Origin of the sequence: Psychrobacter urativorans (assembly GCF_001298525.1) — a bacterium.
Taxonomy (GTDB): Bacteria; Pseudomonadota; Gammaproteobacteria; order Pseudomonadales; family Moraxellaceae; genus Psychrobacter; species Psychrobacter urativorans_A.
In genome coordinates, this window is sequence record NZ_CP012678.1 from 2,181,723 (window position 1) to 2,200,321 (window position 18,599).

At 40.7% G+C, this 18,599-nt stretch carries 20 protein-coding genes; 8 read left to right on the forward strand and 12 right to left on the reverse strand.

What is annotated here, in order from left to right; translation table 11 throughout:
- The first annotated feature begins 43 nt into the window (after positions 1-43).
- Positions 44-484, forward strand: coding sequence for a CopD family protein (locus AOC03_RS09370; RefSeq protein ID WP_062536679.1), 441 nt, complete (start codon positions 44-46; stop codon positions 482-484).
- Between the two features lie 56 nt (positions 485-540).
- Here AOC03_RS09370 and AOC03_RS09375 read toward each other — a convergent pair whose 3' ends face one another.
- A complete protein-coding gene (locus tag AOC03_RS09375; protein ID WP_062535377.1) occupies positions 541-1,089 on the reverse strand; it encodes a manganese efflux pump MntP family protein in 549 nt (182 codons plus the stop codon).
- Positions 1,090-1,559: 470 nt separating this feature from the next.
- Between AOC03_RS09375 and AOC03_RS09380 the strand changes: the two genes are divergently transcribed.
- A complete protein-coding gene (locus AOC03_RS09380) occupies positions 1,560-2,690 on the forward strand; it encodes an S-(hydroxymethyl)glutathione dehydrogenase/class III alcohol dehydrogenase (protein ID WP_062535380.1) in 1,131 nt (376 codons plus the stop codon).
- A 99-nt stretch (positions 2,691-2,789) separates the two neighbouring features.
- Here the strand turns inward: AOC03_RS09380 and AOC03_RS09385 are convergent, their stop codons facing one another.
- On the reverse strand, positions 2,790-3,038 hold the full coding sequence (locus AOC03_RS09385) for a DUF2164 domain-containing protein (RefSeq protein ID WP_062535382.1): 249 nt from the start codon (positions 3,036-3,038) through the stop codon (positions 2,790-2,792).
- A 218-nt stretch (positions 3,039-3,256) separates the two neighbouring features.
- Here AOC03_RS09385 and AOC03_RS09390 point away from each other — a divergent pair, with 218 nt between their 5' ends.
- Positions 3,257-3,643, forward strand: coding sequence for a tautomerase family protein (locus AOC03_RS09390; RefSeq protein ID WP_062535384.1), 387 nt, complete (start codon positions 3,257-3,259; stop codon positions 3,641-3,643).
- Between the two features lie 26 nt (positions 3,644-3,669).
- Positions 3,670-4,278, forward strand: a complete 609-nt coding sequence (locus AOC03_RS09395) for a GNAT family N-acetyltransferase (protein WP_062535386.1) — start codon at positions 3,670-3,672, stop codon at positions 4,276-4,278.
- Between the two features lie 21 nt (positions 4,279-4,299).
- Here AOC03_RS09395 and AOC03_RS09400 read toward each other — a convergent pair whose 3' ends face one another.
- The 5 genes from AOC03_RS09400 to AOC03_RS09420 all read right to left on the reverse strand — a co-directional run bounded on the left by AOC03_RS09400 (position 4,300) and on the right by AOC03_RS09420 (position 7,991).
- The gene (locus AOC03_RS09400) at positions 4,300-4,914 is read right to left on the reverse strand and encodes a hypothetical protein (protein WP_062535388.1); all 615 of its coding nucleotides are present in this window, start codon (positions 4,912-4,914) and stop codon (positions 4,300-4,302) included.
- Positions 4,915-5,064: 150 nt separating this feature from the next.
- Positions 5,065-5,727 carry a hypothetical protein gene (locus tag AOC03_RS09405; RefSeq protein ID WP_062535389.1) on the reverse strand — a complete coding sequence of 221 codons (663 nt, stop codon included), beginning with the start codon at positions 5,725-5,727 and terminating at the stop codon, positions 5,065-5,067.
- A 356-nt stretch (positions 5,728-6,083) separates the two neighbouring features.
- Positions 6,084-6,833: a PhnD/SsuA/transferrin family substrate-binding protein gene (locus tag AOC03_RS09410; protein WP_062535391.1), complete on the reverse strand. Its 750-nt coding sequence runs from the start codon at positions 6,831-6,833 to the stop codon at positions 6,084-6,086.
- Between the two features lie 3 nt (positions 6,834-6,836).
- Entirely contained in the window at positions 6,837-7,331 is a 495-nt protein-coding gene (locus tag AOC03_RS09415) for a PAS domain-containing protein (protein ID WP_062535393.1), read from the reverse strand.
- 297 nt (positions 7,332-7,628) lie between these two features.
- Positions 7,629-7,991 carry a roadblock/LC7 domain-containing protein gene (locus AOC03_RS09420; RefSeq protein ID WP_062535395.1) on the reverse strand — a complete coding sequence of 121 codons (363 nt, stop codon included), beginning with the start codon at positions 7,989-7,991 and terminating at the stop codon, positions 7,629-7,631.
- A gap of 639 nt (positions 7,992-8,630) precedes the next feature.
- Here AOC03_RS09420 and gdhA point away from each other — a divergent pair.
- The 4 genes from gdhA to AOC03_RS09440 all read left to right on the forward strand — a co-directional run bounded on the left by gdhA (position 8,631) and on the right by AOC03_RS09440 (position 12,933).
- On the forward strand, positions 8,631-9,977 hold the full coding sequence (gene gdhA / locus AOC03_RS09425; protein WP_062535399.1) for an NADP-specific glutamate dehydrogenase: 1,347 nt from the start codon (positions 8,631-8,633) through the stop codon (positions 9,975-9,977).
- 576 nt (positions 9,978-10,553) lie between these two features.
- Positions 10,554-11,384 (forward strand): amino acid ABC transporter substrate-binding protein, encoded by an 831-nt coding sequence (locus AOC03_RS09430; RefSeq protein ID WP_062535402.1) that lies wholly within the window; start codon positions 10,554-10,556, stop codon positions 11,382-11,384.
- A gap of 53 nt (positions 11,385-11,437) precedes the next feature.
- A complete protein-coding gene (locus AOC03_RS09435; protein ID WP_204247956.1) occupies positions 11,438-12,121 on the forward strand; it encodes an amino acid ABC transporter permease in 684 nt (227 codons plus the stop codon).
- A 68-nt stretch (positions 12,122-12,189) separates the two neighbouring features.
- Complete coding sequence (locus tag AOC03_RS09440) at positions 12,190-12,933, forward strand: amino acid ABC transporter ATP-binding protein (RefSeq protein ID WP_062535407.1); 744 nt, start codon at positions 12,190-12,192, stop codon at positions 12,931-12,933.
- A gap of 153 nt (positions 12,934-13,086) precedes the next feature.
- Here AOC03_RS09440 and AOC03_RS09445 read toward each other — a convergent pair whose 3' ends face one another.
- The 5 genes from AOC03_RS09445 to AOC03_RS09460 form a co-directional block, all read right to left on the reverse strand.
- Entirely contained in the window at positions 13,087-13,923 is an 837-nt protein-coding gene (locus AOC03_RS09445) for a bifunctional allantoicase/(S)-ureidoglycine aminohydrolase (protein ID WP_062535409.1), read from the reverse strand.
- 836 nt (positions 13,924-14,759) lie between these two features.
- The gene (locus tag AOC03_RS09450) at positions 14,760-15,320 is read right to left on the reverse strand and encodes an ureidoglycolate lyase (RefSeq protein ID WP_062535411.1); all 561 of its coding nucleotides are present in this window, start codon (positions 15,318-15,320) and stop codon (positions 14,760-14,762) included.
- 9 nt (positions 15,321-15,329) lie between these two features.
- Complete coding sequence (locus AOC03_RS13050; RefSeq protein ID WP_227514336.1) at positions 15,330-15,410, reverse strand: hypothetical protein; 81 nt, start codon at positions 15,408-15,410, stop codon at positions 15,330-15,332.
- A 237-nt stretch (positions 15,411-15,647) separates the two neighbouring features.
- Entirely contained in the window at positions 15,648-16,628 is a 981-nt protein-coding gene (gene puuE, locus AOC03_RS09455) for an allantoinase PuuE (protein WP_062535413.1), read from the reverse strand.
- 200 nt (positions 16,629-16,828) lie between these two features.
- Positions 16,829-18,319, reverse strand: coding sequence for an NCS1 family nucleobase:cation symporter-1 (locus AOC03_RS09460; RefSeq protein WP_062535415.1), 1,491 nt, complete (start codon positions 18,317-18,319; stop codon positions 16,829-16,831).
- Positions 18,320-18,599 lie beyond the last annotated feature (280 nt).

Sequence of the window (18,599 nt, forward strand, 5' to 3'; positions counted from 1 at the left end):
ATTATCAATAGCTCCAAGCGCCTTTTTTGTGGAATTTAATATTATGATTAATTATGTGCTCATCATGCATTTATTAGGAGCGACTATTTGGACAGGTGGTCATTTAATTTTATCTTTGGTGATTTTACCCAAAACCCTATCTACGCGTAACCTCGATATGCTGCTGCAGTTTGAGCAGAATTTTGAAAAGGTCGGCATACCTGCTTTAGTGGTGCAAGTTCTCACTGGATTGTGGATGGCGCACAGATTAATACCTGATTTTGGCGCGTGGTTTGCCTTTGATAATGATATTAGCAAGTTAATTACTCTTAAAATATCATTATTAGTGGCGACTATTCTCGTCGCGTTACATGCTCGCTTTCGCGTGATTCCAACCTTATCTGCAAGCACCTTGAACGCATTCTCAATCAATATTATTTTAATTACCCTGTTATCAGTAAGCTTTGTGATTGTGGGTACTTTATTTCGTACAGGGTTAAGCTAACGTGTCTAAGACGATTTTAAAATAGAATCACAGCCAGTGTGATCTTGAACGTGGCATTAAATCACCATGTTTATTCCAATGGCTATCAGCACCAAGCCGCCCAGCGCTTCTGCCCAACTGCCCAGCCAAGTTCCTGATTTTTGTCCTATATATGCGCCCAAAATACTTAAAATTGCGGTGGTGAGCGCAATAATGAGACAGGCTAAGTAGGCATTGATGGACAATAGGTTTAACGTAAAACCCGCTGCCATGGCATCAATACTGGTGGCTATGGCTAATGACAGCAACGTCCGATGGCTTAGATTAATCCGCATATCATCGTCATTAACGGAGCGTGATTCATACAGCATCTTGATGCCAAGGGCGACGAGTATCAGAAAGGCAATCCAAGAAGCCCCGTCAGCCAACCAACCGAGCATGGTAAATCCAAGTGCATAGCCAATCAGTGGCATCAGCCCTTGCGCCACGCCAAAATATAACCCAATCAGCAACGCCATTTTTAAAAACTGTGATTTAGCCTCGTTTTGATGCGTCGCGCCAAGACCAATCGCGGCTGCAAATGCATCTGCCGCCAGTGCTAACGCCAATAAGAATATCTCTAACATAATAAAATAGTTCTCTTGTAAGAGTGATTAGATGGACTGACATGACATTAAATAATATGTCTCTCAAAATACGAGAGTGCAAACTCAAACGGCGCAATAGTAAGATAAGTAGTAAGAGAGTAAAACTCCATATAAAGTTGCCAGTTTTTGTTTAAATTTTAGCGGTATTATGCTCAATTAGCGCTCAAAAAGAGGGCAGGTATCATTGAGAATAACAAAGATAAATAATGTATAAGACAATATAAGATATTCGCAATGACAGTATATTATCATTAATGTAGAAACAGTATAAAATGGTCGTATGAACTAGAATATATTTTAGCTTATGCTAACGTCAGTATATAACGACTAAAATCTGCTCACTATAAAGCCATTGAAATTAGCACCTTGCCCATGTTTAATAGGCGATACTGATTATTATCAAAATCTAAAGTGTTAAAAATTTAACTATCAAAAAAATAAGGATTGTTATGTCAGACCAATTTATTAAATCTAAAGCCGCCATTGCGTGGGGACCCAACCAACCTTTATCCATCGAAGAAGTGGATGTTATGTTGCCGCGCAAAGGCGAGGTATTGGTAAAAATCATCGCCAGTGGCGTGTGTCATACGGATGCTTATACCTTATCTGGTGAAGACCCAGAAGGCGTTTTTCCTGCGATTTTAGGTCATGAAGGCGGCGGTATCGTTGAGCAAATCGGCGAAGGCGTGACCAGCGTCCAAGTTGGTGACCATGTGATTCCGTTATACACCGCAGAATGTGGCGTATGTAAAATGTGTACCTCAGGCAAAACCAATCTATGCTCAGCTGTACGTGAAACCCAAGGTAAAGGCTTAATGCCTGATAGCACGACCCGTTTTTATAAAGACGGTCAGCCGATTTATCACTATATGGGTTGCTCAACCTTCTCTGAATATACCGTTTTACCAGAAATTTCTTTAGCCAAAGTTAATAAATCAGCGCCGTTAGAAGAAGTCTGTCTACTCGGTTGTGGCGTGACTACCGGCATGGGCGCGGTAATGAATACCGCAAAAGTTGAAGAGGGCGCAACCGTCGCTATCTTTGGTCTCGGCGGTATCGGACTATCTGCGGTCATTGGTGCGGCAATGGCAAAAGCCAGTCGTATCATCGCCATTGATATTAACGAAAGCAAGTTTGAGCTAGCAAGAAAGCTTGGCGCAACTGATTGCATCAATCCAAAAGATTATGACAAGCCAATTCAGGACGTTATTGTTGAATTAACAGATGGCGGTGTTGATTACTCGTTTGAATGTATTGGCAACGTCGACATCATGCGCTCAGCACTTGAATGTTGTCATAAAGGTTGGGGCGAGTCGGTCATTATTGGCGTTGCGGGCGCGGGTAAAGAAATCTCAACCCGTCCATTCCAGCTAGTGACTGGTCGCGTCTGGCGCGGTTCAGCATTTGGTGGCGTAAAAGGTCGTTCAGAATTACCTGGTTACGTTGAGCGTTACTTGGCAGGTGAGATTCCATTGCAAGATTTTATCACCCACACCATGCCGCTTGAGGGCATCAACGAAGCATTTGACTTAATGCATGAAGGCAAAAGTATTCGTACCGTTATTCATTTTGATAAATAGTAAGTAACGCTTACGGCTTTATAAAAAGTAATAAAAATGCTGTCCTTTATCGGGCAGCATTTTTCATTTTAATAGATTTATCTTTAAATATTTAAAGAACTAATCTTTTTTAACGCTGTGCATATCTTCTAAGATACCCGTAAATCTATCGTATAACCACGGCTCCATATCATCAACCACTTGGTTATATAAATGTGGACTCAGCGTTTCAATAATAAAATCTAATAAAAATTTAGCCGGTAAATTACCAATATCAAGCTCAAACTCTTCTGACATATAATCTCTGAGCTGATCCAAAACCATCACTTCTGCTTCATCTGATAGTTTTATTAACTTGTCTTTACTCATATTCATTCTCTAATGAAAATTTCATCTATATCTAAATGCGAAATATTTTAATGTTGATAGGAGAGTGTAACAGATAGCCTGCGTACAGACAGAAACGCGCCCATTAAACCCTTATTATTAAGCATTCCATTTAGTGATTAATAACTAAAATAAGCGATTGATATTAAAACTAATTATCGCCACAATTGTTTATTTTTATATTCATTAGAGAGTTTATTATGATTGTTATCTATGGCATAAAAGAACACCTTAATCCTATTAAAGCCCAACTATCCGACGTGATTCATAGCTGTATGCACTCGGTGTTAGGATTGCCCGAAGACAAACGCGCCCAACGCTTTATTCCTTTGGATGCTGACGATTTTTACTATCCTGAAGGTAGAACCGCCGCTTATACCGTTATCGAGATTAATATGATGCAAGGGCGTACGGTTGCCACCAAAAAAGCACTGATTAAAGCATTATTTCAACAGATTGAGTTACAGGTTGGCATCTTACCGATAGATATTGAAATCACTATAAAAGAGCAGCCAGCGCATTGTTGGGGCTTTCGCGGTATGACGGGTGATGAGGCACGAGATTTAAAATATAACGTTAATGTTTAATACAGATTAGGTGGGGATTGAGTTTTATGACTGTATCAACATTAGAAACAGAACGTCTTTATTTGCGTCAATGGCAGCCAAGTGATTTTGCGATATTTGCTGAGATGAATGCCGATCCAGAGGTTATGCAATATTTCCCTAAGCTATTATCTACGGTAGTGAGTGATATGATTGCGCATAAATGCCAGCAGCTTATTCAAGATAAGGGTTGGGGATTTTGGGCGGTCAGTCTAAAAGACGGTTTAGAAAAGAGCGATGCCTTTATCGGTTTTGTGGGCTTAAATCAGACGCATACAGATATGGTGTTTGCACCTTGCGTTGAGATGGCTTGGCGACTGCACAAGGACTATTGGGGGCAGGGCTATGCGACTGAAGCGGCAAAAGCGGCTTTAAAGTTTGCTTTTGAGGCGTTGGCACTTGATGAAGTTGTTGCCTTCACTGCGGTTATCAATAAGCGCTCACAACGGCTGATGGAGCGTATCGGTATGACTGATACGCAGGATAACTTTCATCATCCTGCGCTGCCACCAAACCATGTCCTTGCTGAGCAGGTTTTGTATAAGATTACTCAGCAAGCATGGCAAAGCGAATTAAACCATAAAAAACAGACTTTGCTTAAAAACTTTAATAATTAAACGGCTTAGCTTTTAAATCGACTAGCTTTCAAATTTCAGTCCTGAGGTTTTAATACCCCAAATCAGCTCAACGAAGGCGCGATTATTGGTTAACGGCTCGCCATCGATAATCAGCGCGTAGCCATCATTATCAATCCATAAGAACACAAAGCTAGTTTCAGGTATTAATAAATCCACTTGTTGAAAGAATGAAATCGCACGACTGCCTAATGACCAACCACGCTGCTTTTGACGCAGCATAAAACCTGAGAAATCCGCCGCTGCCACACTGAGCATATCCGCTTCTTCCTGACTATAGCCAATACGTGCCAAGCAAAAGCCCTCGTCTGAAGCAATAGCAGCACGGCGTTTACCGGATAAGCTGGCAACCACGTAAGGTAAAAACTGATCCAGTGGTAAGTTTGGGGCAGGTAAAAAAGTCGATAGCTTCTCAATAAAGCCTTGTTCCACAAAACCATCTAGCCATAGCTCAGGATATTCCTCCAGCCACGTTGCCACCAGCATGGTCTCGCGATATGATAGTAAAGCTTGCAATGCCAGCTGCATCGCCGTCGGCTCATTTTGCGAAAATGCTTCAAACACGCCAGCAGGAGTCAGGGTAATATAAGTTTTGTCAGCATTATCAAAAATCGACATAAAAGCTACCTTGTTAAAAGTCTTAAAGAGAGCGTTAACGCAAATGGTAAGTGATGTGCATGACTATTCATTTGCTAGGTTTGATTAACGACTTACTTTTAAAGACGTGATTGGATATGCGCCAGTACTGTTTTTATTTTATGGCTTTTATTATATTGCTATTTTAGTTTCAGCCGTGGCTGTAGATAAGGGTTCTGGGCTTGCACCTATTTGTTCTAGACGCTGTTGGCAGTCACTCCAGCGCTCGTTAAATTGCCAATCACTTTTGCCTAAACGGAACCAAACAATCGAGAAAGCGAGGCGATCGTTACAGGCTAAGCAATGTGCAAAAAACTCATGTTCAATTTGTTCAATCGTATGCCAATGCTCGTTATCACGTGCTTCCATTAGCTCATTGGTAATATTTTTGGCAACTTCTTTCGCATCGTCACTACTGATACGCAAACGGTGTGTATCGACATTGAGCGATGGTGTCACCAATACACTCCAGCGGGTAGCAAAAACGCTGCTGTATTTAATATAATCGAGTTTATTAATACAGTTATGGAAAGCTTGTTCTATCTGTGGATGCAAGCGTCCTTGGATGCGTGCAAATATTTCCTCAACGTCATAAGGGATATCATACCAACAAGCGTAGAAAAAGTCAGCCATTGCGCCTTGCAATGGTTCTTTTTCATTTAATAGTAAGGCGGCATTGATACGCTGCTCATGATAATAGCGGTTATTAGGAACAACGAATATCTTGCGAGAGAAATAGCGAAAGGCTTTGCGTGCTGCCAGTTCACTCTCATCGGTCGCAGGTAAGTCGGCCATGACGGTATCCTTTATATCTTAGGTCAGTGCTGTAGGTGATGAGAGCTGCCATAATGATGGCAAGCCGTTATGATCAATCGTTATCATAAAAATACGTGGGTGAGGCGTGTAACCTATGGTTTATCAAGACATTATCCATAAACGCTTATCAGTGATTGTTAGTTAATAATTAATCATTAGCAACAATGAATCATTACTAACACTCAATCATTACCAACAATCAATTAACGACCAGCATTTATGGATAACTTTTTATCTATTCAAATGATCTATTCAAATGATCTATTCAAATGATCTATTCAAATGATCTATTTAAATCATCTATTCAAAAAGTCATGCAATAACCGTTTAAATGGTTAATCCATCAACGTTTCCATCAAATCTAGCATAAACTCTGCATCTTCTTCACTCATCGGCTCAAAACCTTGAGGCATACCAAGTTCAGTCAAGGCTTCTTTACCATCGTCATCGTTATGCAAATTTAGAATGGCATTCATTAGAATTTCGGTATCAGGGAAATCCTCTTTAATAAGCAGTACATGACTGATATCTGCCAAATCACTCTCAATAAGCACATTAAGCTGAGTCTTAGTGAGGCGTGAAAAGCTATGAAAAACTTCAGCCAAAAAGAAGCCTGCTTGAGAGTCACCTTTGATAACTTGACGCGCTGCTGCTTGATAAGTTTCGGTCACTGTCCAGTTAAGGTCAGCTTCTTCCAAATCAACCGCTTCAAGCAAGCGTAAACCAATGAGCTTCACATCACGGTTATTTGCCATAGAGATGGTCGAGCCCGCAGTCAAATCTTCCAAGCAATTGATGTCGCTATTTGCCGAAGCCGCAATTACCATCTCATCAGATTTGCCGATAGGACGCGCAACCGCTCGGTAGCCTTGCTCACGGATAAGCGTGGCAGCATCAAAAGGATTGGCGTAGATGACTTGAATGTCGCCTGCGTCAATCAGTGCTTCTTGCTCAGCATGAGAGGCGGGCATATTCAAGTGCATGTTTAAATTGGCACGTTTTTGAATTAAGATATTAAACATATGCCAGCCTGCAAAACGCTCAGGCGAAAAATCAGGGGCGATTAACATATTATGCGTCGTCATGATTTATCCTTCCTCGTTTTGTTTCATATCAGCATATTGCGCGATAGCGGCTTCAATCTTGCTGCGTGATGGCTTACGGCGTACTGAGGTATAACCCACGGTTTTGCCGTGGCGTACATTGGGCACGACCGTTGCGTACACCCAATAATGACTACCATCTTTGCACAAGTTTTTGACATAGCCATGCCATTTTTGCCCAGACTCAGCAGTTGCCCATAAATCCTTGTATGCCGCTTTGGGCATATCCGGATGACGCAAAATAGATTGTGGCTGGCTGATAAGCTCGTCAACACCGTAACCACTAATTTCCACAAAAGCATCATTAACGTGTGTCAGAATACCGTCTAAATCGGTACGTGAAACAATGAGCTTGCCATCGGGATAAGGACGTTCAACACCAGAATCATAAACAATTCTTGAGGTTCCATCATGATAAGTTAAGGTGATTTGCTCAGATGGCATATCAGGCTTATTGGCATCAGGAAGTGGAGAACCCATAATAATCTCCTTTATTCATTGTTGTAATAATTATTATTAAGTGAGTATTACAGAAAGTGTTGTTTACTATCTAGCACTTTCTTACGCTACCGTAACACTATGTTGGGTAAATGCATACTTATAACCGACCAATAACCACATTATAAGTGTGTATTTCTAATAACATGGTATAAAGTCACAAACTTGAGCCACTATGCAGAAGCAATAAATGCCCTTCATCACTTCTGTCTTATAAAGCCAGTGTTTTATTTGTTAAAGTAATTTATTTATTAAAGCAACGTTATTAAAGCAACGTTATTAAAGCAGTTTTGACAAGGCTTCAGAGGCGCGTTTAATATCTAGGAAGATTAAGCCAAGCTTAGCGTTTGGTTTTGCCATAATGGTCAAAACAGCTTCGTCGCCTGATGATGTCATAATCACCGAACCCTTTTCGCCTTGAATCATAATGCGATCAATAGCACCACGTGCCAATTCACGACCCGCACGATCTCCTAGTGACAGCAATGCCGCTGACATCGCGCCCACTCTATCTTCATCCACACCTATCGGTAAAGCCGAAGCAATCATAAGACCGTCAGTCGAAATGAGGGCTGAAGCTTCAACGTCTGCCGATGAGTTGTTTAAGTCTTCTAAGATTTGTTGAAACGAGTCTGTGCGCATATCTTTCTCTCTATGACGAATTGTTGAATGGATACAAACTAACTATTGATAATACTCAAAAGTTACAATCTATCCAAGGTTGTGTAGTATAAGACCTTGCTAAGCGCATTGATATGCTATTTTTAACGAAACCGTAAAAATCAGATAAATATAGTGTTTAAAGGCTGAATATTACCTTTTATAATGACACTCAGATAAATCTAAAAACAAAAGTCGTTTATTGGGATTGTAGATTTGCCAATGACTATTTTTTAATAAGTAACAAATCATATTTTTTTAATAAAATTTATTGACATTTTTGGTCAGCGCTGTAAATTAAATAGGCAAAGTCAAGTGTCTACCCATAAAACTCCTTTCACGTGCTATTCATGTTATTGTAATGTTCTCATTTATCTACGAATTGTAGTCCAGAGAGCTGTCTATAGTGACCTATTCTTAGCTATAGACGATAGCGTTGTGCACCCGTCAATGGGTTAGCGAGTCAGCTTGTATTTAAGTCTGTCTCCACCGATTCTGCGTCAAGTCAAAAGTTGGCTCTTTAATACTGCACCGGTATTTGTCATATTGTAGTATATTGTCACGCAATATTACCCGGATGTTATTCAGTACACCACCTCGTTCCATAGCTAAGGAAGATATATGAGTATCAGTGAAGCCATCAAGAAAATTGAAGCCCAATACGCGCATCAACCTGAATTTATTCAAGCAGTAAAAGAAGTTGCCATTACCATCAAGCCTTTATATGAAGCGCATCCTGAATATGAAACCTTAAAAATATTTGAACGTTTAGTAGAGCCGGATCGTGTTGTGGCTTTCCGTATTAACTGGGAAAATGATAAAGGTGAAGTTCAAGTTAACCGCGGTTGGCGCGTCCAGTTCAACAACGCCTTAGGTCCTTATAAAGGCGGTCTCAGATTCCATCCTACGGTTACTCAATCGGTTCTAAAATTCCTAGGCTTTGAACAAATCTTCAAAAACGCATTAACTGGCTTGCCAATCGGCGGCGGTAAAGGCGGTTCTGACTTCGATCCTAAAGGCAAATCTGAGAACGAAATTCGCCGTTTTTGCTATGCCTTTATGCGTGAGCTATATCATTATGTGAATAAAGACATTGACGTACCCGCTGGTGATATCGGTGTCGGTGGTCGTGAAGTCAGCTATATGTATGCCATGTATAAAAACCTAACGCGCGAGTCTACTGGTGTAATTACCGGTAAAGGCGTGGGCTTTGGCGGTAGCTTAATGCGTACTGAAGCGACTGGTTACGGCGCGGTATATTTCTTAGAAAGTATGCTTGCAGCTCAAAAAGACAATATTAAAGGCAAAAAAGTATTGGTATCCGGTGCTGGTAACGTCTCACTACATGCCGCAGAAAAAGCGCATATGTTGGGGGCTATTGTACTGACCGTATCTGATTCACAAGGTACTTTGTATGATGAAAAAGGGATGGATCAACAGAAAATCGACTGGTTAAAATTGCAAAAGCAACAAAGCAAACCTTTAGCAGAGTATGTTGATGTGTTTGGTGGTGAATGGCTGGCTAAGCAAAAACCATGGCATATCAAAGGTGACATTGCGATTCCATCAGCCACACAAAACGAAGTTGATGAAGATGATGCCAAATTAATGGTTGAAAATGGCATCAAGTATATTGCTGAAGGTGCTAATATGCCATTAACCGCTGAAGCGATTGATTATGTTCGCTTACATCGTGTGCATTATGCACCAGGTAAAGCCGCTAATGCAGGCGGTGTTGCAGTATCAGCGCTTGAGATGTCACAGAACTCTGTACGTCAGTATCAAACGTTTGAAGAAGTGGATGAGCGTTTAAAATGTATCATGAAAGACATTCATGACAGCGCTGCGAAAGCATCAGAGCAATATGGTCAGACAGATAACGGCTATATTGACTATATGGCTGGCGCAAACATGGTTGGCTTCAAGCGTGTTGCAGATGCACTAGTGGCATACGGTATCTTAAACTAAGATATTGAGTTTGCTCTATTAAGAGCTGATAGTTGACTGATACCGCGTCTATCCATTGTTGATAGGCGCGGTATTTTTTTATCTAAAAAATAATAAGGTTATTAAAAAAGTAATTGCTGAAACAGAGCGGTAAAATTGATTGACTACACAGAAAATTAGGATAAATAGTATCTGTTAATAATAGTTAGCAGATGCTTTATCGTATTCTGCTAGAGAAAGACGATAATCTTAAGCATACTCACTGTTTTTGTACGTTTCTTATATTCCATTTGCGATAGTATAGAAACAATAAAGCAGCTTTGATACTTTTTGGGTCATTTAGTAATGTGCCGCTAGTCATATTCAAAGATTAATTATCATTTAGCATTGAATTAAGCTTCATTTTGAAAGTTAATTTAATGCTAAATTCATATTGTTCTTGAAAAACAAGTGCGGAATCCTCAAATTGAGCAACCTAACATCATTCTAACCAGACTACTAAAACTAGCCTAAGCTGTATTTAGTGATGACATTGATAGTCGCTAGCTGGTTATTTATTTTAAATGCCTTACTCATTCACTCGTATAAGGATATCTTATGAAACGTCGCGCTTTATTAACTCTCGCTGCTAGCACGATACTGCTTGCGGCATGTAGTCAGTCCAATACCAATGATGCTGATACGACTAATAATGCGGCAGATGGCGGCTCAGAGCTGCTGCAACGTGTTAACAGTGGCGGTACGATTAACGTGGGTACAGAGGGTACATATCCACCGTTCACTTATCATGATGAGAGCGGTAAGCTTACCGGCTATGATGTTGAGGTGACGCGTGCCGTTGCTGATAAAATGGGCGTTAAGGTCGATTTTAAGGAAACTCAGTGGGATGCGATGTTGGCAGGCTTGGATTCTAAACGCTTTGATATGGTCGCGAACCAAGTGAGTCTAACCACGCCTGAACGTATGGCGAAGTATGACAAAGCCACCGCATATAGCTGGTCAGGTGCGGTCGTGTTAGCGCCAAAAGAAGATAATCGTTATAGCTCGTGGGAGGCGTTAAAAGGTTTGCGCTCAGCACAATCGCTTAGCAGTAACTATGGCGAGCTAGCAGAACGCTACCAAGCAGAAATTGTACCTGTTGATGGTATGGCGCAAGCGGTTGAATTGGTCAAACAAGGTCGCGCTGACTTTACCATGAATGATAATCTGGCAGTATTGGATTATTTAAAGAAATTTCCAAACAGTGGACTTGAGATTAAACTGGTTGCCCCTGCAAGTGAGCTGCGTGGTTCAGGTTTGATATTGCGTAAGGGTGATGATGCCGTAGTCGCTAAAATCGATGAAGCGATGGCAGCCCTGAAAGCTGATGGCACGTTGACTAAAATTAGCCAAGAATTCTTTGGTGCTGACATAAGCAAACAAAACTAATGCTAGCCACTATAACGTCAGTGTTTGCTGATTTATTAGCCTTATTGCCATTTATGACGCCTGAGCGGGCGCATATTGTTATCACTTCATTTTGGCCCATGCTAAAAGGCGGTATTTATTATTCAATACCGCTGGCATTGATTTCCTTTGCGATAGGAATGAGTATTGCCCTGAGTGTGGCACTCATCCGTATTGTGCCGCGTGTGGGCTGGTTTCATGAGATTATTTATCGCCTAGCGCGTGTTTATGTGTCCGCTATTCGTGGTACACCAATGCTCGTACAGCTGTTTATTATTTTTTATGGCTTGCCGAGTATTGGTGTTAAGTTAGACCCTTTTCCCTCCGCAATTATTGCCTTTTCACTTAATATTGGTGCTTATGCGTCAGAGACGGTACGCGCCTCTATTTTGTCGATTCCAAAAGGACAGTGGGAAGCGGGTGCAACGGTAGGATTGACTTATCTGCAAACTTTTCGCCATGTGATATTGCCACAAGCGCTGCGGGTATCTGTACCGCCATTATCCAATACCTTTATCAGTTTGGTAAAAGATACCTCGCTAGCGTCTTTGGTCTTAGTTACTGAACTGTTTAAACAAGCACAGATTATCACCGCCCGTAATTATGAATTTATGCTGGTCTATACAGAAGCGGCGATTATTTATTGGGGCATCTGTTTATTCCTAACCTTTATCCAAGGTAAGCTTGAGACGCGATTAGATCGTTATATTGCCAAATAAATTCTTAGTGATTCGCTCTATATTACTCGCTATATATAGTCACCAATATCGGTACAATAGGAAAGTTTATGATTCAAATCACTAATATTCAAAAAGCTTTTGGCAGCAATCAAGTGCTAAAAGGTATTGATTTGACCATTCATAAAGGTAAGGTAATCGTTATATTAGGACCATCAGGTTCAGGGAAAACGACTTTTTTACGCTGTATTAATGCGTTAGAGATTCCTGATCAAGGCGTGATTGCCTTTGATGATGGCAGTCTAACGGTAGATTTTGCCAATAAGCCAAATAAAAAAACCTTACTTGCATTACAGCGTAAATCGGGCATGGTATTTCAGTCTTACAATTTATTCCCGCATAAAACTGCTCTGGAAAATTTAACCTTAGGACCCGTGATCGTTCAAGGAAAATCAAAAGCTGAAAGTCGGACACAAGCCTTGGCATTACTTGCTAAAGTGGGATTGTCAGACAAGGCAGATCTGTATCCGTTTCAATTATCGGGTGGTCAGCAGCAGCGTATTGGTATTGCCCGCGCGCTTGCTATCGAGCCGTCTTTGTTATTATTTGATGAGCCCACGTCCGCATTAGATCCGGAGTTGGTACAAGACGTATTAGAGACCATGAAGCAGTTAGCATCAGAAGGGTGGACGATGGTGGTCGTCACTCACGAGATTAAATTTGCTCGTGACGTTGCTGATCATGTGGTATTGATTGAAGATGGTAAAGTCGTTGAAGAGGGTAGCGCTGAGCAGATGTTTGAGTTATCAATGCACCCACGGACACAGGCATTTTTGCAGCGTATTGAAAGTTAGTTGGTAGTAGGCGCCACCCATGCGAAAATTTTACTTATCTTACAAACACAAAAAAGCCAGCTAATCTCGATTAGCTGGCTTTTGATATTTATAAGCATTAATAGCATTAAAACGGTAGTACTAAAACAATATAAAGCCTTAGCTTTATCTTGCTTATTTTACTGGACGAATGAACGGCATATGACGATTCACGTCTTTGTACAATAAGTATCTGAATGGACCAGGTCCGCCAGCGTAGCATGACTGTGGGCAGAACGCACGTAGCCACATAAAGTCACCTGCTTCAACTTCTACCCATTCACCGTTTAAGTGATAAACCGCTTTACCTTCTAATACATACAAACCATGTTCCATGACATGAGTTTCATCAAATGGAATCACGCCACCTGGTTGGAAAGTTACAATGTTTACATGCATGTCGTGACGCATATCCGACTGCTCTGTAAATCTAGTGGTTGTCCATACGCCACCAGTACCCGGCATCTCAATAGCTTCAACATCATGGTCGCTAGTTACAAACGCTTCAGGCACATCAACACCTTCACAATGTTGATAAGCTTTACGAATCCAATGAAATTTAACATGCTTGTCGCTATTGTTTTTCAATGACCATTTGCAACCAGGTGGTAAGAATGCATAACCACCTGATTCAAGATGATGCACTTCACCTTCAATAGTGATATCCATTTCGCCTTCAACGATGAATACAACACCTTCAGCGTTTGCATCTAGCTCAGGCTTTTCTGAGCCACCATTAGGCTCAACTTCGACGATATACTGTGAGAATGTTTCAGAGAAACCTGAAAGTGGACGTGCAAGCACCCACATGCGCATGCCTGTCCAGAAAGGTAAATAACTGATCACAATGTCAGTTAGTACACGTTTAGGGATAATCGCATAAGCTTCGGTGAAGATAGCGCGGTCAGATAGTAATTGTGTTTGTGGAGGCAATCCGCCAGTTGGTGCGTAATAAGTACTTTTTGTTGTCATTGCTAATGTTCCTTAGTTGGGGTTTTGTGCTGCGATAAATTTGTGTTTGAACCTTTGAATTTGAATCGTTGAGCAAAGGAGAGGTATATCCGTTTGGCTGGGACTTTCCTTTAAACACTAAATCACATGCAGCTTGAAAGACTAAGCTATTGTCAAAATTGTTAGACGTTAGACATAGCCGGGTAGTTTGGATCGTTTTCATTTTGTTTATCGATAACGGCTGCCATTCTTTTAATGACGCACGGAAATTTAATATATATCTAAAATTCCGTGCTGTAACCAGTTGCAGATATGCTGACTAGAAATACGTAAAATTGCTCTGTCTACCACGAGTCCAGTATCATTGATGTCAAGCAGGCATTTTTAACATTCAAAAACATCGACTTGATGATAAGGCATTGCGTGCAAGGGTGTGCACGGTCTTAATTCATTACAAATCAGGGAGCAGTTTAGACTATATACAAACCATTATTAGTAATAAAAAATGACTTTCACTAATTAAAAATATCGGTAAATGTTGCCTTAACATTTGATGTTTTTTTGACCAGTTTTTTATAGCAAATCATACTCATATTATAGCAAATCGTACGTATAATGAGCAATTTTCTCCTGAATTGTTGAGCTCTCTTGCTAAGATAAAACGATTAGATAAAGAAAGCTCTATTCTCGTCTCAAGCATCTCAAAGTAACGTATAGCACTGTTAGTAGGGATCACTGCAACCGTTTCTTAACCAGCTTTCAGCCTGCTTGATTTGGCGGTCTTTTATAACAATTGTTGCTATGTGTGTTGTCAGTGTGCTTTTTAGAGCATAACCAAAAGACTACTTATTTAATTTCTAAACAGTATTAGCCTTTGCTCTCTCTGATTTAGCTTGCTCAGCAGACACATCGACACAAACTTCCCAATCATCAATCTCGAATTCATAGCAGTTATTACCATCGCCATTGATACGATCGACAACTAAGAAATCACAATCCGCTTTTAGCGCTAGTAGCGGGTGATGCCAAACATTGGCATCATACTGTACGCCTTGATACGAATGAGCATAAAACACTTCCAAATCATCAGCAGATTTAGGTGGCTCACCAGCTTTGGCTACAACAACTATATAGTCTGTTGAATTTATAGAAAAGAAGGCTTGCGTACCAAACGGATGATATTCCATAACCGATAGGGTAATGGGGCAATCACGTCTTTTGGTACGGAAAATACTAAAACCAACTTCGCCGCCGTCATGACTAACTTTTGAGATAGCGTTATGGCGACAAGCGTAGCCGCGATTGATATCCCAACTGTTTTCAGGGCATTTTTCTTGATCATCATAAGGCTCAATCACTGAGCCATAAGGAGCAAATGCAGCTTTAGTTAAAGGTTTTGCAATTATTGTAGTTTTCATGGTTTCGCCTTAATGAGTGTCCGTATCAGCTACTTGACCACGCATGCGTACACGGCTTAAACCGCCATCAGGGAAGATGTTAACACGCACGTGAATGATAGGCTGGAATGGTTTCGTTATTAAGTTATAAGTTAGAGACCCTCAATGGTCAATAACAGAATTATGGTTTTTGTGACGATTTTTGCAGTCGTAATCAGACAGTTCATTTGCAGTTTACTGCTGGTTATGTCATATGATTAATCCGCATATACTCTATATTTGTTTAGATAAACAAATATAGAGTGCTAGATAAGATTTTGAAACAGATGAATAACGAGCTGTCTAGGATTACATCCAGTTTGCAGTATTATCGGCAGTGGCTGGATGATTTTCATACCAGTGCTTAGCGATTTCATCGCGGCGGCATACCCAAACGTCAGGCTTGCTGGTGATATACTTTAAAAATTGTTTTAATGCGGTGATACGACCGGCACGACCAATGATACGGCAGTGTAAACCGATCGTCAGCATTTTTGGCGTATGTGCGCCTTCTTCATATAGAGTATCGAAACTGTCTTTGAGATATTGGTAGAACGGTTCGGCGTTGGTAAATCCTGGGCTTGAAGAAAAACGCATGTCGTTGGTTTCAAGCGTATAAGGAATAACCAGATGCGGCTTACGAGTCAGACTGCAGCCGTCTTGTACTTTGACGTTAAGCCAGTATGGGAGCTCGTCGGCGTATGAATCGGAGTCATAGATATAACCCCCTTGTTCGGCAACTAATTCACGCGTGTTAGGACTATCGCGACCAGTGTACCAACCTAATGGCTGTCCGCCAAGCATTCTTTCAAATATTTTAGTGGCAGCACGTACATGCTCACGTTCAGTCTCACGATACATATCTTGATAAGTAATCCAGCGCAAACCGTGGCTTGCAACTTCATGCCCATCTTCCAAGATACGCTCAACAATATGCGGCGTTTTTTCAGCAGCAGTGGCGCAGGTAAAGGTAGTAATAGGTAAGCCGTATTCTTTAAATACGTCTAGTACACGCCAAACCCCAACGCGGCTACCGTATTCAAAGGCAGACTCAATAGATTGGTGACGATTGAGAAATTCAGGCGTACCTAGTACGTCAGATAAAAAGCGCTCAGAGTGACCATCGCCATGAAGGACACTATTTTCTGCGCCTTCTTCAATATTCAGTACGAACTGAACCGCTATTTTTGCCCCACCTGGCCAATTTGCTTTTGGTGGATTATTGCCGTAGCCTTTGAGGTCGCGAGGATAAGCGTCCTGATCAAAGTCACTGGTAATCTTCTGCGTCATTGTATTTTATCCTTTATGAAAAAAGAGCAATATAGTTACTCAAGACTTAGTAATCATATGAATATCATATGATGGTTTAGCAGCAATGTTATAACTTAAAAGGCTATAAATTAAAAGCGGTGGAGATAATAAAGTTGATATAAGCATAATAGTTAGTACTATAGCTTTAGTATTGACCTATTTTGTAGATATTATTTCTTTTATGATTCTACAACTACAGTCGGTGATACCGCGTAAGGGCGCATGAGTAACCAATAAACAATACCGCCAATTGCTGCACCCATTAAGAATCCGTAACCTTCAAGCTTGGTCAGTACGGGCACGAGTATGGTAGCAATAGAGAATAAAGCACCTATTGTAAAGGCAATCAATCCGCGGATATTCCATCCTTTATAATAGTAGTAGGCACCCGTGGGCTTATCAGAAAATAAGTCATTCATGTCGATATGTTGGCGTTTAATGAGATAATAATCGACCACTAGGATACCAAAGAAAGGCGCAATAACGGCACCGATGGCATTCACAAAACCAACAATGCCTATTTTACTGATAAAGGATAACCATAGACCGCCAACAAAAAATGCAATAATAGCAGTAATTAAACCTCCTTTTCGAAAGCTAATATGCTTAGGAAATAGGTTCGCCAAGTCATAAGCAGGCGGTATAAAGTTTGCAACCATGTTGATACCAACCGTTGCCGCAAAAAAAGTCAGGGCGGCTACAACCGTTAAAGGTACAGCATTAACACGCTCCACAATATCAGAAGGATTGGTCAACGCTTCACCAAACACGACCAACGTACCAGCGGTAATGACCAGCGCAATAAAGGAGAAGAAAAACATATTGATTGGTAGACCGATTAAGTTCCCCAACTTCATATCTCGCTCACTACGTAAAAAGCGTGAGAAGTCACCAAAGTTAATCACTACCGCTGCAAAATATGCCACCATCGTGCCGACAATCGCGGTAAATGCCTGTAACTGATTACCATCGTAATTACTATTACTGGTAAAAATAGAGCTGATGGCTGGCAGTAATTTGTCTCCTGACTGATACCATATCATGCCCATCAGAACCACCATCACGACATATACTAAAGGTCCCGCCCAGTTTAAAAAGTGCTTGATAGGCTCAATACCTGCCCAAAACAGCATGATTTGAAACAGCCAAACGATGACAAAGGCAATCCAAGCGGTACTATTAAGACCTAATAAAGTGGCATCAGAACCACCAATAATTAGGGTTAATAAAATGGCAACGGCAGTTGAGGCAAAATAAGTCTGCACTCCGTACCAAAAAATGCCAATAATGGCACGTAGAACCGCAGGTAAGTTTGCACCATTGATGCCAAGGCTTGCTCGTATGAGTACTGGAAAAGGAATACCATATTTAACACTTGGATTGCCTGTCAGATTGACCATCAGCATGACGATAAAGCCAGCACATATAATCGCTGCCATTACCCACCAACCGCTCAAGCCATAACTTAAAAATAATGAAGCGGCAAGGGTATAGCCGAATAAGCTTTGAATGTCATTTGACCACACATTAAAGATAGAAAACCAGCCCCAAGTGCGCTCATGAGGCGGTAATGGTGCTAAGTCTTCGTTATATAGTCTTGAGTGTTTGATATTAGGATCAAGTTGACTGTGATCATATATAGTTGGATTCTGTTGCCGTTTATCAGACATCTGTTATTCCTTTTAGCAGATGACAGCCACAATTAAGCCTTCTTTTACTGTATGTCTATATGAAGATTTGGTCAAGGTTATTTTGCTTAAAATAAATAAAAATTGAGGTTATAGAGTAGTGTTAGCTAAAACGTAAGAGAGATTATGATGAATAAGCGATGTAACATAAATTTATCTTAGAACATACGGTAATAATATGAATTATTATCGTGTGTTCTAGGATAAATCTAGTATTACTAGCTAGTAGTGAACCAACTAGTAATACTATATAACAATTTTA